Annotated in this window: 2 protein-coding genes; both read left to right on the forward strand. The window is 58.4% G+C overall.

The genetic code is table 11. From position 1 onward, the window contains the following. The coding region (locus FN369_RS10940; RefSeq protein ID WP_178087584.1) for a TonB-dependent receptor domain-containing protein at positions 1-1,893 on the forward strand (1,893 nt) is incomplete at its 5' end. 137 nt (positions 1,894-2,030) lie between these two features. Next, the coding region (locus FN369_RS00785; RefSeq protein ID WP_281290900.1) for an alkaline phosphatase family protein at positions 2,031-2,518 on the forward strand (488 nt) is incomplete at its 3' end.

Raw genomic sequence — 2,518 nt, forward strand, 5'->3', positions numbered from 1 at the left:
GCCGGCCGCTGGTACGACAACGTGGGCGGACAGGTCGAATTCACTCCGATCCAGCCGACCGAGCATGCCGGCGCCGACGTCAACTTCACCTACGGCAGCTTCAACCAGAAGCTGATGACCGCCGACTACCGGACCGGAAACATCCATGGCTGGTCGACGGTGATCGCCGGCGGAGTCGGCGACGGGAACAACTTCCGAATGTCTCCCGACGGATTCCGCAGCCCCAGCTACCAATATGCGATCTACGGAAAGACCATCAAGAACTTCCACCATGGGGACATCAGCTTCGGAGCCTGGTATGCCGACGCAGGCGGATACCGCCCCACCATCCTCCCGGTCGGCGCCAACCCCTACGTCACCGTCAACGGGCAGAGCGCCACCGGAGTGCCGATTCCTGGAGTTCCGTACAGTCAAGCAACCAGCGGTTTTTACAGCAACTTGAACTACGACGTCTGGCGCAAGCTCGACAGCCAATCGACCCAGATCGCCTATGCCAAGCAGAACATCTACCTAGACGACGACAAGACGACGACCCTCCATAACATGCTTTTCTATAATGCTTCTCAGCGAATCCACAGCCGCTATTACAATTTCTTCGAAAACATAAATAATGCGTTCGAATACAACAATCCGTCGGAATCGGACTTTGGAGATCAGCTCGGATTAACAAAAATCCTCCCTTATAACACCATTGATGTCGGAGGCTACTACATCGCCTCCACGTACAACAGTCGCAATGCTTTCTATAACCCCAACTACTTTCTTCCGGGCACGAATATTCCAGGTGGGGAATTAACCCCGAACAGTACCTACCGAAACAACTACTGGGACCAGACCGACATCGCGGTCTACCTCCAGGACACAATCCAACCGGTCAAGCCGCTCCAGATCATCCCGAGTATCCGCTATGACGTTTTCACGACCGCCTACTCGATGAACGCCCAGGAGCAGTTCCCGCTAGCCTTTCAATACAACCTGGCTGGGAATCAAGGGAAGCTTCCCAACGCTACACGCCACCTCAGCGGCCTCGAGCCGTCGATCCTCCTCAACCTAGAGGTCACCCGCTGGCTCGCTCTCTACGGGAGTTACTCGGAAACCTACGAGACCGACACCGTCGGAGGTGGGGGAGGACTCTTTCAGAGGATTCCGGCCTCCTACTATGGCCTATCCCTGGCGCAATACGGGATCGCAGGCTTTAAGACCCATTTCGAAAAGCTGCCGGGCCTTAACAACATGCTCTTCGGCGCCAACTACTTCTGGCTACGGTTCGCCGAGCAGGCGATCAACACGGTCAACTTCGTCGGCAATTCGATCACGGGCCTCGGCACCTCGATCTACCAGGGAGCCGACTTCTTCCTCGACGACAACCCCGTCGGCACCTTCCACCTCTTTATGAACGGCGCGGTCGAGAACGCAACCTACAAAAGTTACGTGGTCAGTCCCGGCACGCCGCAACAGGTCTCCTATGACGGTCGGCATGTCCCTTATGTGCCCAGCGTGATGCTCAGCGGAGGCATCTACCAGATCCAACAGATCGGGAAGGTCTCCCTCCGCTTGAGCCTCTGGTTTCTCTTCAATGGGGAGCAGTACGTCTTCGACAACAACACGGGAGCTCCGAGCAATACGACAATGCCGCAGTACTACACCCTGAACGCCTCGATCAATGCCTCAGTGCCGATGCGCCTCTTCGAGCGGGAACGGCTGATCAACTTCAACCTGACGCTGCTGAACATCACCGACTTGAACTACAACGGCTACGAGTACATCACCAGCGGCGGCTACTACGGCACCGCCGGGAATCCCAACGTCCCCGCCGCCTATCAAGCGGGTTACATGCTCGGCTATCCCGGAGCTCCATTCACGCTCTACGGAAGCATCGGTGCGAGCTTCTGAAGCTTTGCCGAGATCGGCCAAAACCGGCTCCCGATCGGCAACCCATGCGAACCCAGCCCCCTCCCTTATCTCGCCTCGCCGGGAGATCGAGCGATCCGGCTCGAGCGAAGCAGGCGTCTCCTGGACCTAGTATTTCGGTGGTTGGGGGACGCGGTCGCCGGGCGGCCGGCTCCCACCTTTCGATTCCCCCGCCAGCCCTCTGCCTACTTTGCCGCTACGGCCCCGAAAGCCAAAAGAGGAGCCTTTCTCTCAAGCACGAACCCGATTTCCTCGCCGACCTCCAGAACGATGGGCTTCCTCCAATCTGTCTTGTGAAACCGCTGGGGCGTTACAGCGAGCATTCGGGCTATGCGACCATCGAGGAAGAGGAGAACCACCTCCTCGCTCTGCTCCCAGCGATCCGCTCCTCCTGCTACTGGCCCCATTCTCTCATGCTTCTGGCCTGCGAAACCGTCTCCTTCCTCCGGCTGCTCGAGTGGCGTTTCGGACTCGAGCCACTGGCCGATCGGGATGCGGCCGCAGCGGACTTGATGGATGCCCTCGATTTCTCAATGAGAGAGGAGCTCGCTGCGACCACCGGTCGAGCCTTGGAAGAATGCGCATGCGGGCGGCTCCGCCGCCCTCT

This window comes from Methylacidimicrobium cyclopophantes, from assembly GCF_902143385.2.
GTDB lineage: Bacteria > Verrucomicrobiota > Verrucomicrobiia > Methylacidiphilales > Methylacidiphilaceae > Methylacidimicrobium > Methylacidimicrobium cyclopophantes.